Source organism: Bradyrhizobium sp. WSM1253 (genome assembly GCF_000244935.1).
In the GTDB taxonomy this organism is placed as follows: Bacteria; Pseudomonadota; Alphaproteobacteria; order Rhizobiales; family Xanthobacteraceae; genus Bradyrhizobium; species Bradyrhizobium canariense.
In genome coordinates this window covers 3,803,959-3,819,901 of sequence record NZ_JH600073.1, presented here as the reverse complement: position 1 = coordinate 3,819,901, position 15,943 = coordinate 3,803,959, and the positions used below count along the sequence as shown (strand labels likewise).

General features: G+C 64.9%; 9 protein-coding genes. 4 read left to right on the top strand and 5 right to left on the bottom strand.

Annotated elements, in window-relative coordinates; all coding sequences use genetic code 11:
• Positions 1-127 (top strand): IS3 family transposase (locus tag BRA1253DRAFT_RS45300; RefSeq protein ID WP_198288340.1); only part of this gene is annotated, 127 nt, incomplete at its 5' end.
• Between the two features lie 76 nt (positions 128-203).
• On the opposite strand, the gene BRA1253DRAFT_RS19500 is transcribed toward BRA1253DRAFT_RS45300, so the two are convergent.
• Positions 204-1,211: an SIS domain-containing protein gene (locus BRA1253DRAFT_RS19500; RefSeq protein WP_007597143.1), complete on the bottom strand. Its 1,008-nt coding sequence runs from the start codon at positions 1,209-1,211 to the stop codon at positions 204-206.
• A 190-nt stretch (positions 1,212-1,401) separates the two neighbouring features.
• Between BRA1253DRAFT_RS19500 and BRA1253DRAFT_RS19495 the strand changes: the two genes are divergently transcribed.
• Positions 1,402-3,183 (top strand): outer membrane beta-barrel protein, encoded by a 1,782-nt coding sequence (locus BRA1253DRAFT_RS19495; protein WP_007597142.1) that lies wholly within the window; start codon positions 1,402-1,404, stop codon positions 3,181-3,183.
• 214 nt (positions 3,184-3,397) lie between these two features.
• Here BRA1253DRAFT_RS19495 and BRA1253DRAFT_RS19490 read toward each other — a convergent pair whose 3' ends face one another.
• A complete protein-coding gene (locus BRA1253DRAFT_RS19490; RefSeq protein ID WP_007597139.1) occupies positions 3,398-4,849 on the bottom strand; it encodes a glutamate synthase subunit beta in 1,452 nt (483 codons plus the stop codon).
• A gap of 157 nt (positions 4,850-5,006) precedes the next feature.
• Entirely contained in the window at positions 5,007-9,740 is a 4,734-nt protein-coding gene (gene gltB, locus BRA1253DRAFT_RS19485; RefSeq protein WP_007597137.1) for a glutamate synthase large subunit, read from the bottom strand.
• Between the two features lie 492 nt (positions 9,741-10,232).
• Between gltB and BRA1253DRAFT_RS19480 the strand changes: the two genes are divergently transcribed.
• Positions 10,233-10,973, top strand: coding sequence for a hypothetical protein (locus tag BRA1253DRAFT_RS19480; RefSeq protein ID WP_007597129.1), 741 nt, complete (start codon positions 10,233-10,235; stop codon positions 10,971-10,973).
• Positions 10,974-11,200: 227 nt separating this feature from the next.
• Here BRA1253DRAFT_RS19480 and BRA1253DRAFT_RS19475 read toward each other — a convergent pair whose 3' ends face one another.
• Positions 11,201-11,662: an Hsp20 family protein gene (locus tag BRA1253DRAFT_RS19475; RefSeq protein ID WP_007597127.1), complete on the bottom strand. Its 462-nt coding sequence runs from the start codon at positions 11,660-11,662 to the stop codon at positions 11,201-11,203.
• A gap of 219 nt (positions 11,663-11,881) precedes the next feature.
• On the opposite strand from BRA1253DRAFT_RS19475, the gene BRA1253DRAFT_RS19470 reads away from it, so the two are divergent.
• Entirely contained in the window at positions 11,882-12,829 is a 948-nt protein-coding gene (locus BRA1253DRAFT_RS19470; protein ID WP_007597126.1) for an alpha/beta fold hydrolase, read from the top strand.
• Between the two features lie 196 nt (positions 12,830-13,025).
• Here BRA1253DRAFT_RS19470 and BRA1253DRAFT_RS19465 read toward each other — a convergent pair whose 3' ends face one another.
• Positions 13,026-15,791, bottom strand: coding sequence for a di-heme-cytochrome C peroxidase (locus tag BRA1253DRAFT_RS19465; RefSeq protein WP_007597124.1), 2,766 nt, complete (start codon positions 15,789-15,791; stop codon positions 13,026-13,028).
• Between the last annotated feature and the right edge of the window lie 152 nt (positions 15,792-15,943).

The window sequence follows — 15,943 nt, the reverse complement described above, 5'->3', positions numbered from 1 at the left end:
TAATGAGACCCGCAATGAAGCCGAGCGCGACATCTTCGCTTACGTCGAAGGCTTCTACAATCAGACCCGAAGACACTCGGCCATCGGCTATATCAGCCCGGTCGAGATGGAGCTAAAATCGGCTTGATCCATGTCCACTTTTTTGGGGGAAGATCAGTCTGGATTGCTTCGCTACGCTCGCAATGACGGAGGAGATGGGCCCCCTACGCCACGCCCGCCCGCAGCAGATCGTGCAGGTGCACGATGCCCACCACCTTGTCCGCCTCGGTCACCACCAGCGTCGTGATCTTGCGGGTGTTCAGCACCTCGATCATCTCGGTGGCCAGCATCGAGGGCGGTACGGTTTTCGGCTGCCTGGTCATGATGTCGTCGACCGACGCCGTCAGCAGGTCCGGGCGCATGTGGCGGCGCAGGTCGCCGTCGGTGATGATGCCGACGGCCTCGGCCGCATCGTTGATGATGCAGACGCAGCCGAGGCCCTTGGCCGACATCTCCATCACCGCGTCCGACATTTTCGTGCCGAGCGGCTTGACCGGGATCTCCGCGCCGGTGCGCATGTAGTCGCGGACGAACTTCAGCATCGCCCCTAACTTGCCGCCGGGGTGGAAATGCGCGAACTCCAGCGCGGTGAAGCCGCGGCCTTCGAGCAGGGCGATCGCGAGCGCATCGCCGATCGCGGCCTGCATCAGGGTCGAGGTGGTCGGCGCCAGATTGTGCGGGCAGGCCTCGCGCGCCTTCGGCAGCTCGATCACGATGTCGGCCGCTTGTCCGAGCGAGGACGCCGCGTTCGACGTCACCGCGATCATGGGGATCGCGAACCGCGCGGAATAGTTCACCAGCGTCTTCATCTCCGGCTGCTCGCCGGACCAGGACAGCGCCATGATGACGTCGTCGGTGGTGATCATGCCGAGGTCGCCATGGGCGGCTTCGGCGGTGTGCACGAAGAAGGCGGGCGTGCCGGTCGAGGCCAGCGTTGCCGCGATCTTGCGGCCCATATGGCCCGACTTGCCGAGTCCGGTGACGATGACGCGGCCCTTCGCGTTGCGGATCAGATCGACCGCCTGGGCGAAGCTCGCGCCAAGCGGGCCGCGCAGGGCGGCGGCGAGCGCGTTGATACCGCCGCTCTCCGTTTCCAGCGTGCGGAGTGCGGATTCGACGCTGTCGGGAATGGGGCCGGATGATTGGGTCATCAGCGGTTTCGAACTCGGCATGTTCTGGTCCAGGGAGGAGGGGCGTTCGTCCGTTGGCGCCTGCTTAGCACGCCACGGCCTTCGAGGCGACGAGGGCGCCCCAACCCTCAACCGGTCGTTAACCATAATTGTTTTAACTCCATTAACGATAGTTCCCGCCGATCGGCTGGATGATCGCGAAAGTGTTTGATTTCGTTGGAGTTCTTCCATCGTGGGGTCGTCTCCAGGCACGAGCCGGAGCAAGCGCGCGCATTTTCTGCGCGCGGCTTTGCCGTGCTTTGCGCTGACGGTCCTCGGAAGCGCCCCCGGGGCGGCCCAGAGCCTCACCCCCGATCTGTTCAGTCCTAACCGCGGTGGCTTCGCATCGCCCGACACGCTGCCGACGCGCCGGACCGCGGGCGTGCCGCAGGCACCGTCGGATGCACTGCCGACGCTGCCAGATCCCAATGCCGATTTGCGCAAGCGCCAGCAGGCGCCGGCGCGCCCGGGCCAGAACCCGAACAGCCAAAACCCGACCAACCCAAACCCGACCAACCAGGTCCCGATCTACGGCCTGCCTGCCGCCAATGGCGCCAGCGCCTCCGGCTACGATTCGCTCAACCGCAAGCGACAGCAGCCGAAGCTCTATCCCGGACAGCCGAAGCCGAAGCGCCCGGTCGGCCCCGGCTCGCCGGTGCCGCCGGCAACGCCGGAGCGAACGCTCGGCCCGCCGCGCATCGCGCCGCCGCCCTCCGAGACCGCGCACAAGACACCGGTGCCGCCGGCGCTGGCCGGCAACGTGCCCGGCCAGCCGCTGCGCCGCCGCCTCAAGCTCGACGAGGATGCGTTCGGCGCGGTCGGCGACTATGCCGGCAGCTTCCTGATCAAGGGCGGGCTCGAGCTCTCCACAGGCTACGACACCAACCCGGCGCGCTTGAACAAGCCGGTCGGCTCGCCGGCCTATGTCGTCGCGCCCGACCTGCTCGTGGCGTCCGATTGGGAGCGCCACGCGCTGGTCGCGGATCTGCGCGGCTCGTTCTCGGGCTACACCAACAACATGCCGGCGACGATCGACGGCTTTGCCTCGCCCTCGCCGGTCGAGGTCGACCGCCCCGATTTCACCGGCCATGTCGACGGCCGCATCGACGTCAATCGCGATCTCAAGCTGACCTCGCAGCTGCGCCTGCGGCTCGCCACCGATAATCCCGGCAGCCCGAACGTGCAGGCCGGCCTGCAGAAATTTCCTGTTTATGCCACCTATGGCACGACCGTCGGCTTCGACCAGACCTTCAACCGCTTCCAGGTCGCGGCTGGCGCGACCGTCGATCGCACCGCCTACACCAACTCGAAACTCACCGACGGCTCGACCTTCAGCAACGATGACCGCGACTTCAACCAGTATGGCGGCGTGGGGCGTTTCTCCTACGAATTGAAGCCGGGCTTGAAGCCGTTCGTCGAGATCCAGGGCGACACCCGCGTGCACGACCAAGCCGCCGACCGCAACGGCTTCTTCCGCGATTCGAACGGCGGCTACGCCAAGGTCGGCACGTCCTTCGAGTTCTCGCGCATCCTGACCGGCGAGGTCTCGGTCGGCTATTCCGCACGCAACTATGTCGATCCGCGCCTGAGCCAGCTCTCCGGCTTCCTGACCTCGGGCTCGCTGATCTGGAACGCAAGCGGCCTCACCACGGTGAAATTCGCCACCGACACGCAGATCGCCGAGACCACTATCCCCGGCTCCTCCGGCGTGCTGGTGCATACCTACGCCGCCGAGGTCGATCACGATTTCCGCCGCTGGCTCACGGCAGTCGGCAAATTCACCTACGGCACCTACGACTACCAGGGCCAGAATCGCAACGACAAGACCTACTCGTTCGAAAGCAACCTGATCTACAAGCTCAACCGCAACATCTGGATCAAGGGCACGCTGCGCCACGACATCCTGGATTCGAACCAGGCGGGGTCAAGCTCGCAGGGCACGGTGGCGATGGTCGGGGTGAGGCTGCAGAATTAGCGCGTGTGGCCGTTGCCATTGGCGATACCAAGCCCGAGGTGTCGTCCTGGCGAAAGCCAGGACCCATTACCCCAGGGAGTAGTTTGGCGAAGACTCGTCGTTTGGTACTGCGACCGGCCAACGATCGAGGGATCACGCGGTATGGGTCCTGGCTTTCGCCAGGACGACAGCGGATTTATTGCCTGACTCCGAGCTTGCGCGGCTCGCGCAAAGTTCAGCGCGGCAGATCCGTCTTCCCCATCAGGAACGTATCGATCGACCTGGCGCACAGCCGGCCCTCGCGGATGGCCCAGACCACCAGCGATTGGCCGCGGCGCATGTCGCCGGCGGTGAACACGTTCGGGCGTGAGGTCTGGTAGTCGAGCGTGTTGGCCTTGACGTTGCCGCGCGGGTCGAGCTCGACCGACAGCAGCTTCAAAAGGCCCTCGTGCACGGGATGGACGAAGCCCATCGCGAGCAGGACGAGGTCGGCGTCGAGCTCGAACTCGGTGCCGGCGATCGGCTTGAACTTGTCGTCGACGCGCACGCAATGCAGCTTCTTGACCTTGCCGTTATCGCCCGAAAACTTCTGCGTCAGCACGGCGAATTCGCGGACCGCGCCTTCGGCCTGGCTCGAGGACGTCCGCATCTTCAGCGGCCAGTTCGGCCACGTCAGGCCCTTGTTCTCGTGCTCGGGCGGAGCGGGCATGATCTCGAGCTGGGTCACGGAGAGCGCGCCCTGGCGCAGCGAGGTGCCGATGCAGTCGGATCCCGTGTCGCCGCCGCCGATGACGACGACATGCTTGCCGCCGGCCAGAATCTCCTGGACGCCGTTCAACGGTTCATTGGACACGCGGCGGTTCTGCTGCGGCAGGAAATCCATCGCGTAGTGGATGCCGGCGAGGTCGCGGCCGGGGATCGGCAGGTCGCGCGGGGCTTCGGCGCCGCCGGTCAGCGCGACGGCGTCGTACTCGTTGAGCATCTCGCGCGGATCGACATTGCCGTCGACGCCGACATGGCTGTTGTAGTGGAAGGTGACGCCTTCGCCTTCCATCTGCGTGACGCGGCGGTCGATGACGCCCTTTTCCATCTTGAAGTCGGGGATGCCGTAGCGCAGCAGGCCGCCGGCCTTGGCGAACTTCTCGAACAGATGCACGTCGTGGCCGGCGCGTGCGAGCTGCTGCGCGCAGGCCATGCCGGCCGGACCCGAGCCGATCACCGCGACCTTCTTGCCGGTCTTGTGGGCGGCGACCTCGGGCTTCAGCCAGCCATTGTCCCAGGCGCGGTCGACGATCGCGCATTCGATGGTCTTGATGGTGACGGGGTTGTCGTCGATGTTGAGCGTGCAGGAGGCTTCGCACGGCGCCGGACAGATGCGCCCCGTGAACTCCGGGAAATTGTTGGTCGAGTGCAGATTGCGCGAGGCCTCTTCCCAGTTGCCCTGGTAGACGAGGTCGTTCCAGTCCGGGATCTGGTTGTTGACCGGGCAGCCCGGTGTACCAGGCGAGACCGAGCCGGTGCCGTGGCAATAGGGAATGCCGCAGTTCATGCAGCGCGCGGCCTGGTCGCGCGTTTCCTTTTCGGAGAGGGGAACGACGAACTCGTGGAAATGCTTCACGCGCTCGGCGACCGGGGTGTACTTGCGGTCATGCCGTTCGATTTCGAGAAAACCCGTGATCTTGCCCATTAAACCCGAAGTCCCTGCCGCTTAAATTCGTTTGCTTTCTCTCCCCTCATCCTGAGGAGCGGCGCGCTTGGCGCCGCGTCTCGAAGGATGAAGGCCCCCGCTGTGGTTTCATGGTTCGAGACGCGCTTCGCGCTCCTCACCATGAGGCTTTTCTTAGCTAAGCCCCGATCGCGATTTTCGGCTCGGCGTCCGCGTTGGCGGCCATCTCGCGCAGCGCGCGCCGGTATTCGACCGGCATCACCTTGCGGAATTTGGGCAGCCAGTCCTTCCAGTTGGCCAGGATGTCGGCAGCGCGCCTGGAGCCGGTCGCCTTGGCATGGCGGGTGATCAGGACATGCAGCCGCTCGACGTCGGAGGCGAGCAGGTCCTTGAACACGTCGACCCGGCCGTGCGCCTCGAGGTCACCGGAGTGGTGATAGGTGCCGGCGTTGATCAGCTCTTCCGACAGCACCGGCTCGAGCTCGACCATCGCCATGTTGCACAGCCTGTCGAAGTCGCCGGTCTCGTCCAGCACATAGGCGATGCCGCCGGACATGCCGGCCGCGAAGTTGCGCCCGGTCTTGCCGAGCACGACCACGATGCCGCCGGTCATGTATTCGCAGCAATGGTCGCCCGCGCCCTCGACCACCGCCACGGCGCCGGAATTGCGCACGGCAAAGCGCTCGCCCGCGATGCCGCGGAAGTAGCACTCGCCTTGAATGGCGCCGTACATCACGGTGTTGCCGACGATGATGCTCTCTTCCGGCACGATGCCGCTGTTGGCCGGCGGCTTGACGATGATCTTGCCGCCCGAGAGGCCCTTGCCGACATAATCGTTGGCCTCGCCTTCGAGCTCGAAGGTGACGCCTTGCGCCAGCCACGCGCCGAAGGCCTGGCCGGCGGTGCCCTTGAGGCTGACATGGATGGTCTCATGCGGCAGGCCGGCATGGCCGTAGATCTTGGCGACCGCACCCGACAGCATCGCGCCCGCGGAGCGGTTGGTGCTGTTGATCTTGGCCTCGATCTTCACCGGCGCACCGCGGTCGAGCGCAGGCGTCGCCTGCTCGATCAGCGTGCGGTCGAGCACCGCTTCCAGATGATGGTTCTGGCGCTCGGAGTGATAGATCTTCTGGCCCTTCTCTTCCTTCTGCTTGACGAACAGCTTGGAGAAGTCGAGGCCCTTGGCCTTCCAGTGCGCGACCAGCTTGGTCTGGTCGAGCAGCTGCACCTGGCCGATCATCTCGTTGAAGCTGCGGAAGCCGAGCGAGGCCATGATCTCGCGGACCTCCTCGGCGACGAAGAAGAAGTAGTTGATCACATGCTCGGGCTGGCCGGTGAAGCGCTTGCGCAGGACCGGGTCCTGGGTCGCGACGCCGACTGGGCAGGTGTTGAGGTGGCACTTGCGCATCATGATGCAGCCGGCCGCGATCAAGGGCGCGGTGGCGAAGCCGAACTCGTCGGCACCGAGCAGCGCGCCGATCACGACGTCGCGGCCGGTGCGGAAACCGCCGTCGACCTGGACCACGATGCGGCTGCGCAGCCGCTCGCGCACCAGCGTCTGGTGGGTTTCGGCGAGGCCGATCTCCCACGGTGATCCCGCGTGCTTGATCGAGGTGAGCGGCGAAGCGCCGGTGCCGCCCTCGAAGCCCGCGATGGTGACATGGTCGGCGCGCGCCTTGGCGACGCCCGCGGCCACCGTGCCGACGCCGATCTCCGAGACGAGCTTGACCGAGACCGCGCCGTCGGGATTGACGTTCTTGAGGTCGTAGATGAGCTGCGCCAGATCCTCGATCGAGTAGATGTCGTGGTGCGGCGGCGGCGAGATCAGGCCGACGCCCGGCGTCGAATGCCGGACCTTTGCGATGGTCGCATCGACCTTGTGGCCGGGCAGCTGGCCGCCTTCGCCGGGCTTGGCACCCTGCGCCATCTTGATCTGCATCATGTCGGAGTTGACGAGATACTCCGTGGTGACGCCGAAGCGGCCCGAGGCGACCTGCTTGATCGCCGAGCGCATGGAATCGCCGTTCGGCAGCGGCTTGAAGCGGTCGGCTTCCTCGCCGCCCTCGCCGGTGTTCGACTTGCCGCCGATCCGGTTCATGGCGATCGCGAGCGTGGTGTGCGCCTCGCGCGAGATCGAGCCGAAGCTCATCGCGCCGGTGGCGAAACGCTTGACGATGTCCTTGGCCGGCTCGACCTGGTCGAGCGGCACCGGCTTGCGCTTCTCTTCGTCCGCGTTCTTGATCCGGAACAGGCCGCGCAGCGTCAGGAGACGCTCCGACTGCTCGTTGAGGATCTTGGCGAAAGCGCGGTAGCGTTCCAGCGAATTGCCGCGCGCGGCGTGCTGCAGCAGCCCCACCGACTCGGCGGTCCATGCATGGTCCTCGCCGCGGCTGCGATAGGCATATTCGCCGCCGACATCGAGCGAGGTCTTGTAAACGAGCGCATCGCCGAACGCGTCGGCATGACGGCGCACCGCCTCTTCGGCAATCTCGCCAAGACCGACGCCCTCGACGCGGGTATGCGTGCCGGCGAAGAATTTTCCGACGAATTCCGCCTTCAGGCCGATGGCGTCGAAGATCTGCGCGCCGCAATAGGATTGGTAGGTCGAGATGCCCATCTTGGACATCACCTTGAGCAGGCCCTTGCCGATCGACTTGATGTAGCGCTTGACGATCTCATAGTCGTCGAGCGAGCCGGGCAGGCGGTCCTTCATCGCGATGATGGTCTCGAACGCCAGATACGGATTGATCGCTTCCGCGCCGTAGCCGGCCAGACAGGCGAAGTGATGCACTTCGCGCGGTTCGCCGGATTCGACGACGAGGCCGACCGACGTGCGCAAGCCGGTGCGGATCAGATGATGATGCACGGCGGCGCAGGCCAGCAGCGACGGGATCGGAACCCGGTCGGTGCCGACCATGCGGTCGGACAGGATGATGATGTTGACGCCCTCGCGCACCGCGCTCTCGGCGCGCGCGCAGAGCTCGTCCAGCACCTGGTCCATGCCGGCCGCGCCGAGGCCGGCGTGGAAGGTGGTGTCCAGCGTGCGCGACTTGAAATGCGACTCGGCGACCTCGGAGATCGAGCGGATCTTTTCGAGGTCCGCGTCGGTCAGGATCGGCTGGCGTGCTTCGAGGCGCTTGGTGGTGGCAAGGCCTTGCAGGTCGAACAGGTTCGGCCGCGGTCCGATGATGGAGACGAGGCTCATCACCAGCTCCTCGCGGATCGGGTCGATCGGCGGGTTGGTGACCTGCGCAAAGTTCTGCTTGAAATAGGTGAACAGCGGCTTGGCCTTGGCCGACAGCGCCGAGATCGGCGTGTCGTTGCCCATCGAGCCTGCGGCTTCCTCGCCGGTGGAGGCCATCGGCGTCATCAGGATGGTGATGTCTTCCTGGCTGTAGCCGAACGCCTGCTGGCGATCGAGCAGCGACAGGTTGGAGCGCACGCCGGTGGTCGGCACCTTCGGCAGCTCTTCGAGCACGATCTGGGTCCGCTCCAGCCACTCGGTGTAGGGATGGCTCCTGGCGAGCTCGGCCTTGATCTCGTCGTCGGGGATGAGGCGGCCCTGTTCGAGGTCGACCAGCAGCATCTTGCCGGGCTGCAAGCGCCACTTGGTGATGATCTGGTCCTCGGGAATCGTCAGCACGCCCATCTCGGACGCCATCACGATGCGGTCGTCCTTGGTCACGAGATAGCGCGCGGGACGAAGGCCGTTGCGGTCGAGCGTGGCGCCGATCTGGCGGCCGTCGGTGAAGGCGATCGCGGCGGGGCCGTCCCACGGCTCCATCAGGGCGGCATGATATTCGTAGAAGGCGCGGCGCTTCTCATCCATCAAGGGATTGCCGGCCCACGCCTCCGGAATCATCATCATGACGGCGTGTGGCAGCGAGTAGCCGCCCTGCACCAGGAATTCGAGCGCGTTGTCGAAGCAGGCGGTGTCCGACTGGCCTTCGTAGGAGATCGGCCAGAGCCGGTTGATGTCCTTGCCGTACAACTCGGAGCTCACCGAGGCCTGGCGCGCCGCCATCCAGTTGGTGTTGCCGCGCAGCGTGTTGATCTCGCCGTTATGCGCGATCATGCGGTAGGGATGCGCCAGCGACCACGCCGGGAAGGTATTGGTCGAGAAACGCTGGTGAACGAGCGCCAGCGCGCTCTCGAAATCCTTTTCGTGCAGATCGGGATAGTACTTGCCGAGCTGATCGGCGAGGAACATGCCCTTGTAGATCACGGTGCGGCACGACATCGAGCAAGGATAATAGCCGGCGAGGCCGCGGTCGCGGCGCTGATAGATCGCTTGCGAAATCGACTTGCGCAGGATGTAGAGCCGGCGCTCGAAATCGTCCTCGGTCTTGGCGGTGCCGTTGCGGCCGATGAACACCTGCATGCAGGCGGGCTCGGTCGGCTTCACGGTGACGCCGAGCGAGGAATTGTCGGTCGGCACGTCGCGCCAGCCGAGCAGCGTCAGGCCCTCTTCCTTGATCTGGTCGGCGATGATGCTCTTGATGACGTTGCGCCAGGCGGTGTCGCGCGGCATGAACAGCGCGCCGATGGCGTATTCGCCGGGATTGGGCAGCGCGAAGCCGAGTTCCTTCGCCTTGCGGCTGAAGAAAGCATGCGGGATCTGCACCAGAATGCCGGCGCCGTCACCGGCGCGCGGGTCGGCGCCGACGGCGCCGCGGTGCTCGAGGTTGCACAGGATGCTGAGCGCGTCCGCGACGATCTCGTGCGACTTCTTGCCCCTGATGTTGGCGATGAAGCCGACGCCGCAGGAATCCTTTTCCAGGCTCGGATCGTACAAGCCTACGGCCGGCGGGCGTGAATTGTGTTCCTGAATCGGATCAGTCGTTTTCGAGGCGACCGTCGCCGACAGTTGCTCTGCCACGATGTTTCCGCGCTCGACTTGCGACCCGTTCATGTCCTCGTCCTCTCCATGCGGCAAGCTGCCTCACCGCCATCTTCGGCGCACCTTGGGCGTCCCGCGGCACCCGCTTCTGGGTCACCGCTCGTCCGCTCGCGAGCCGCATTTTCTTAAATTCAGGCCAAGGCGTTCTTCGTCCCCGAGAACGGCTTTGCCTGTTGCCTTCTTGGCGCTCGAAAGCACCGACTTTCGTTGCAATCCCTATGCCGGAACCGCAAGCAAAATTGAGACAGTCTTCCTGTCCTAACCGCCACCTTGCCAAATTTTTGTCTATCACACAAGCGCGCGCAAGTCCCGATTCCCCATAGATCAATCGATCCCTTTGCAAAAGTTGCGCGGCCCCGCTTTTGAAGCAAACGCGCCCTGATCCGGCCCCGCCGACGCCGGAATCCCCAATGAAGCTTCTGATCACCCCTTCGGAAGCCGCGCCACGCCGCAAGAAGCGAAAGAGTGCGATCCATCCGGGGGCCTGACAGGAGCGTCTCGATCATGAAGTTTTTCACAGGATGGATGGCTGCCGCCGCGCTGGCGCTGGCCGCGACCGCCGCACAAGCGCAAGTTCCAGCGCGAGGGGCGATGATCGCGGTCTCGGATTTCGACGGGCCCTATGCGCCGCCGGAGGCCGCGCCGCCCCCGCCGCCGCGCTATGGCTACGAAGAACGCGGGCCGGCCCCGGTGCTGCTGCCATCGACCGAGGTCTACGCGGTGCTGCGCGAAAACGGCTTTTCTCCATTGGGCATCCCGCGCCTGCGCGGCGGCGTCTACACCATCGCGGTGATTGACCGCCGGGGCGAGGACGGCCGGCTGGTGATCGATGCCCGCGACGGAAGGATTTTGCGCTTCATGCCGGCTGCCGACGCCTACGGTATGGCGCCGGGCTACGAGCAGCCTGCGGTTGCGCCTTACCGCCCGCAAAGCGCGCTACCGCCGCCAACCATGATCCGCAATGGTCCGCCACGCCCACCGGCCCCGATCCCACATGTCGCCAGCCGCTCCGTCCCGCTCCCGAAGGCGGCTCCGCCACGCGAGGCGCCGGTCGCCGCCAAGCCAGCCGAACCCGCGGCGGCGCAGGCAGCGCAGGCTCAACCTACCACGCAGACCGTGGCGGCCGTGCCGACAAAGCCCGCTGAGGTCCCACCGCAAGCCGCCGCGCCGACCGTAGGTCAGGCCAAGCCTGCCGCGACGATCCTGCCGACACAGGAGATGCCGGCGGCACAAGGGCTGGACTAAGCGTGGGCGTTTGATGCGGTGGCCCGCATCACACCAACGGTGTCGCCCTGGCGAAGGCCAGGACTCATACCGCGAGGTCCCTCGGTTATTCGTGGTAGGAGTACCGAACGGCAAGTCTTCGCCACACTACTCCCTGTGGTTATGGGTCCCGGCCTTCGCCGGGACGACATAAAAAAACGCCCCGGGGCACCGGGGCGTTTTCGCAACTTGGAAGTGGCCGACGTGATTTACGCGGCTACCGAGTTCTCGATCACCTGTGCGCCTTGCGCACCGGTGTTGATCGCGATCTGGCGTGGCTTCTTCGCTTCGGGAATCTCACGGACGAGGTCGACGTGAAGCAGCCCGTTCTCGAGCGAGGCGTTCTTCACTTGCACGAAGTCGGCAAGCTGGAAGGCGCGCTCGAAGGCACGCGCGGCGATTCCGCGGTACAGCACTTCGGCCTTCGAGTTCTCGTTGGCGACTTTCTCGCCCTTGATCGTCAGCGTGTTTTCCTTCGCGACGATGGAGAGCTCATCCTTGGCAAAGCCCGAAACCGCAACGGTGATGCGGTAGTCGTTCTCGCCGGTGCGCTCGATATTGTAGGGGGGATAACCGGGGCTGCCGTCCGAACCGGCCTGGTCAAGCAGGTTGAAGAGGCGGTCGAAGCCGACGGTGGAACGGTAGAAGGGGGTCAGGTCGTAGGTACGCATGGTCAAGTCCTCCATTGAGCGACTGTTGGTAACCCGCCCGCCAATCGGGCCGGGCTTTCGTCTGTGTGCAGCCTGATGTTCCGGTTCCGAAACACTGGTAGCGGCCTGCACCAAGGTGATATGGGTTGAGGAGAACGGCGTTCAAGAGGGCGGATACTTAGCCTTTTCGGCGCTCCCGCCCCCTGATTTGCAGCACTTCGTGCCCAAGCCCTCCCCATCATGACGCTGGTCTCGATACCATCCAATCCCGTTCCCGAAGACGTCGTCAGCGGTACCATCAAGACCCCCGATGGCGTCGAGCTGCGCTTTGCGCGCTGGGCGCCACCGGCGAACCGCAAGGGCACGGTCTGCGTCTTCACCGGGCGCAGCGAGCAGATCGAGAAATATTTCGAGACCGTGCGCGATTTGCGCGACCGCGGCTTTGCGGTGGCGATGATCGACTGGCGCGGGCAGGGCCACTCCTCGCGCCGCCTGCGCGATCCGCGCAAGGGCTATGTCCGCGACTTCGCCGATTTCGAGATCGACGTCGAGACCTTCGTGCAGCAGGTGGTGCTGCCGGATTGCCCGCCGCCCTTCTTCGCGCTCGCCCACTCCATGGGCGGCACCGTGATGCTGCGGGTGGCGCATGCGGGCAAGCGCTGGTTCGACCGCATGGTGTTGTCGGCGCCGATGATCGACCTACCCGGCCGCGCCACCTCGTTTCCGGCGCGGGCTCTGCTGAAGACAATGCGCGTGTTGGGGATGGGCGGCCGCTATGTCCCCGGCGGCAGCGACCAGATCACCGGGCTCAATCCCTTCATCAACAATCCGCTGACCAGCGATCCCGTGCGCTATGCGCGCAATGCCGCCATCCTGGAGGAGGATCCGACTCTCGGGCTGGCGTCACCGACGGTCGCCTGGGCCGATACCGCTTTCCGCGCGATGAACACCTTCAGGGGCAAAAACTACCCGTCCGAGATCCGTCAGCCGATCCTGATGCTGGCGGCCTCCAGCGACACCGTGGTCTCGATCGCGGCGATCGAGGAGTTCGCCTATCATTTGCGCGCCGGCTCCCATCTCGTGATCGCCGGCGCCAAGCACGAGATCCTCCAGGAGCAGGACCGCTACCGTTCCCAATTCTGGGCCGCCTTCGACGCCTTCGTGCCGGGCACGCCGCTGTTCAAGTGAGGATTTGAAGTGAATGGCTGCTGCGCGCGAGGTGCGCTCCCTCGCCCCGCTTAGTTCGCAAGACCCTCATGGTGAGGAGCGCGGAACGCGCGTCTCGAACCATGAAGGCCCGGCTCTCGCCCGCGGCCATCGTTCGAGACGCCTGCTTTGCGCGGGCTCCTCAGGATGAGGGCGGCCTGCTTAGGACAGAGCTCGACTACAGCGTCTTGAGATACTCGATCAGATCGTAGCGCTCGTTGTCGTCCTTGAACACGCGGCCGATGACGCCGGGACGTTTTTCCTCGCCCGGTTTGCGCTCGAAGGAATGGCCGAGCACGCTGTTGCCCTGGATCGGATCCTTGTCCGACCCCGCCGAGAACTCGGTTTCACCCGTCTTGCACTTCTCGTTGGCGGTGACCGCAAAGCCGACGGTTACGGGATCATAGTCGCGGCGGCCCATGCAGAATTTTTGCGGGCGCTCGCTTGCAGGCTTCAGCAACCAGTAGAGAGAGGGCACCGAACCGTTGTGCAGATAGGGCGCGGTGGCCCAGATGCCGTTCAGCGGCCGTGCCCGATAGCGTGCTCCCCCCACCGGATTGAGGCAGTTCTTGCGCGCGAGATTCCACAATTTCGCCCGCTCGGCGTCCGGTGTCTTCTCATCGTCCATCCATTTGCGGGCAACGAGGTCCACCACCGTCATGAGCCCGAGCGCATACACCATCTCGGTCGGCGAGCTCTCGGTCGAGACGTCGCATTGCCACCATTTCTGGAGGTCGGCCGTATTCACCTTCAGGAAGCCGGGCAAATCGACGATCCTGTTGCTGAGCACGAGCGACTGTTCGGGATCCGTCTTGATCTCGTCGAGGGGGATCGTCACCGCGTTCAGCACCTTGCTGTCGCCGCTCGGCTCCCAATGTCCCGAAGACCAGAAAGCCGGGGTGTCGATCGCCGGCAAATGGCATCCGGAACACATCTCAGCGTAGATCTTGCGGCCATTGTCGACCTTCTTCTGATCGAGCCTCCAATTGTCGCCGAGGATTTGCGAGGGCCATTTCGGCGCCAGCAGGCCGGCGAACTTCGGACCGGTGGAGGGATTTGCCGTCTTGAACGGATCTGGCCCCCTGAGCATGTCCTCGATCCAGCCGAGCGTGTTGATATGAACCGAGGAGCGCCACAACCTGTCCTCCGGGTAGGCGTCGGACAGGTTGAGCAGCGCCGTCACGCCGAGGGCTTCGCCCGCGTTGCGGATCAGCGGCTGCTCGATCGAGGCGTCGTATTGGGCGAACTTGAACCAGGGCACGGTCCAGATCGGGGGATAGCTGACCGGGGCGTCCTGGGCGTGCAGGTTCTTTTCGAATCCCTTGATCCCGCTCAGCGCGAGATCCTGTGAAAAGACCTGATTGCCGATGCGATTGAGGGCGTCGAGGCGACCAAACCCTTCCTCGGTGTCACTCTGCTGTCTGCCGTTCCAGGTCTTCTTGCCTTCAATCGTCTTTTGCTGAGTTTGCGCCCAGTCGATCAGGAAGTTGCCGATCGCGCTGAGCTTCTGCTTGAGCGCGGCGCGGTCAGCCTTGCTGGCATCGGGGCCGAGCACGCGATCAGCGAAGCGCTGGAAGCGGAACGGCACGTAAAGCGTGTAGGCGATCGACAGGCCGGTGGAGAGTTCGAGCTTCTTCAGATCGGTCATGGCCGGACCGCCGTCGAAACGCACGTCCACGCCCTGGTAGTGGATCTGGCCGGTATGGCAGGCCGCGCAGGTCAGTCCGATCTTGTCCTCTTCGCGACGGCCCGTCGCGGGATCGCTGACCCCGGTCATTCGTGCGAAGCCGACCGGCAGGCCGTCGACGTTCTCCGCCGGCGTCCACCTCGTCGACCAGTCCGGCACCTGCGTCGTCTCGTAGACATTGGCGTAGCCGAAGCGGCGCAGTGACGTCGCGTCGGTCTGGATCGACTGCGGGCTCGGGATGAACCCGAAGCGCTCGAGATAGGCGCTGTCCGTCATCATGCCCGGCCGCGAGAACAGATGCAGGCGCGGCTGCTCCAGGGCCATGAACCATTCATAGGGCACCGGGAAGGTCGCGGTGCCCTGGCTGGCATGGTGAAACCAGTGCCTGTCCTTCAGCGACCAGTTCTGTTCGAGCCAAAAGGCCGCCTTGGTCTCGGGGACCGCGGGCAAGGGCGGCGGCAGGAGATTCACGAGAATTCCCTTTTGCGGCAGCATGGCGCGCACCTGGTCGGGGAATTCGGCGACCGCAACGAGCAAGGCGAGACCGAGGGCGACGAGCAGGGCCGCAACCTTGAGGGCGCCCCGCACCACGCGCTGGCAGATCGACAGCACCGGCTGCGAGACGAGCCGCTGATTGATGCGAGCAGGGAATTGCCGCTCGTTGAACAGAGTGCGCACGTCGGCCACGCTGAGATAGCGGTCCTCACCCGCGCCCTTGCCCACGATCTTCAGGAGGATCGGCCATTCGAACTTCATCAGCAGGGGGTAGTACCAGCGCGCGGCGCTGCCGGCGCGCTTGAGGTTGTCGCGCATGAAGACGCCGATTTCCGAGGCGTTGAGACCGGGCTCAGAGCCGCCGCCGTTCGGATCCTGGTAGGTCCGGCCGAAGCTCGCAAACCGCGCGAGCTCGTCCTCATCGACCGTGCCGTCGACGCCGAGGACGCGTGAGCCGGCACCGCGCTTGTCGAGAGGGCCGCCACGCAACGCGTCGAGCTGCGCGCCGGAAAATATGCTCTTCAGGATGTGACCAAGACCGTTGGCGATAAGCGCGACGCCGCGGACCTGGATGCGGGCCGAGACCTTCTTCAGCCCGGTCTCGCCGCTTGCATTCGCGATCGTTTGCGACAGCGTGCCGAGCGGGACGGTTCCGCCGTCAACAAACCCTTCGCCGACGAGGCCGCGGAGGAATGGACACGGATTGTTCGGCGAGACCTGGATCGAGGGGGCGAAGGGGGGCTTCGGAGCGGAGTCATGCATGGCCCAAAATCCTGAAAACGGCGAATCGTGAAATACAGACGCGGCGATAGAGCGCGGAAAGTCCTGACAAACCGACAACACGTTATACTACTTCAGCGTGTAGCGGAGTGTGGCTGAATTCACTGTCGTGTCAATAAAGGCGGAGGGGACAT

Bases quoted from the DNA above. Each gene is read 5' to 3' on its own strand.
- BRA1253DRAFT_RS19500 (WP_007597143.1), bottom strand. From the start codon at position 1,211: ATGCCGAGTTCGAAACCGCTGATGACCCAATCATCCGGCCCCATTCCC.
- BRA1253DRAFT_RS19490 (WP_007597139.1), bottom strand. From the start codon at position 4,849: ATGGGCAAGATCACGGGTTTTCTCGAAATCGAACGGCATGACCGCAAG.
- gltB (WP_007597137.1), bottom strand. From the start codon at position 9,740: ATGAACGGGTCGCAAGTCGAGCGCGGAAACATCGTGGCAGAGCAACTG.
- BRA1253DRAFT_RS19480 (WP_007597129.1), top strand. From the start codon at position 10,233: ATGAAGTTTTTCACAGGATGGATGGCTGCCGCCGCGCTGGCGCTGGCC.
- BRA1253DRAFT_RS19475 (WP_007597127.1), bottom strand. From the start codon at position 11,662: ATGCGTACCTACGACCTGACCCCCTTCTACCGTTCCACCGTCGGCTTC.
- BRA1253DRAFT_RS19470 (WP_007597126.1), top strand. From the start codon at position 11,882: ATGACGCTGGTCTCGATACCATCCAATCCCGTTCCCGAAGACGTCGTC.
- BRA1253DRAFT_RS19465 (WP_007597124.1), bottom strand. From the start codon at position 15,791: ATGCATGACTCCGCTCCGAAGCCCCCCTTCGCCCCCTCGATCCAGGTC.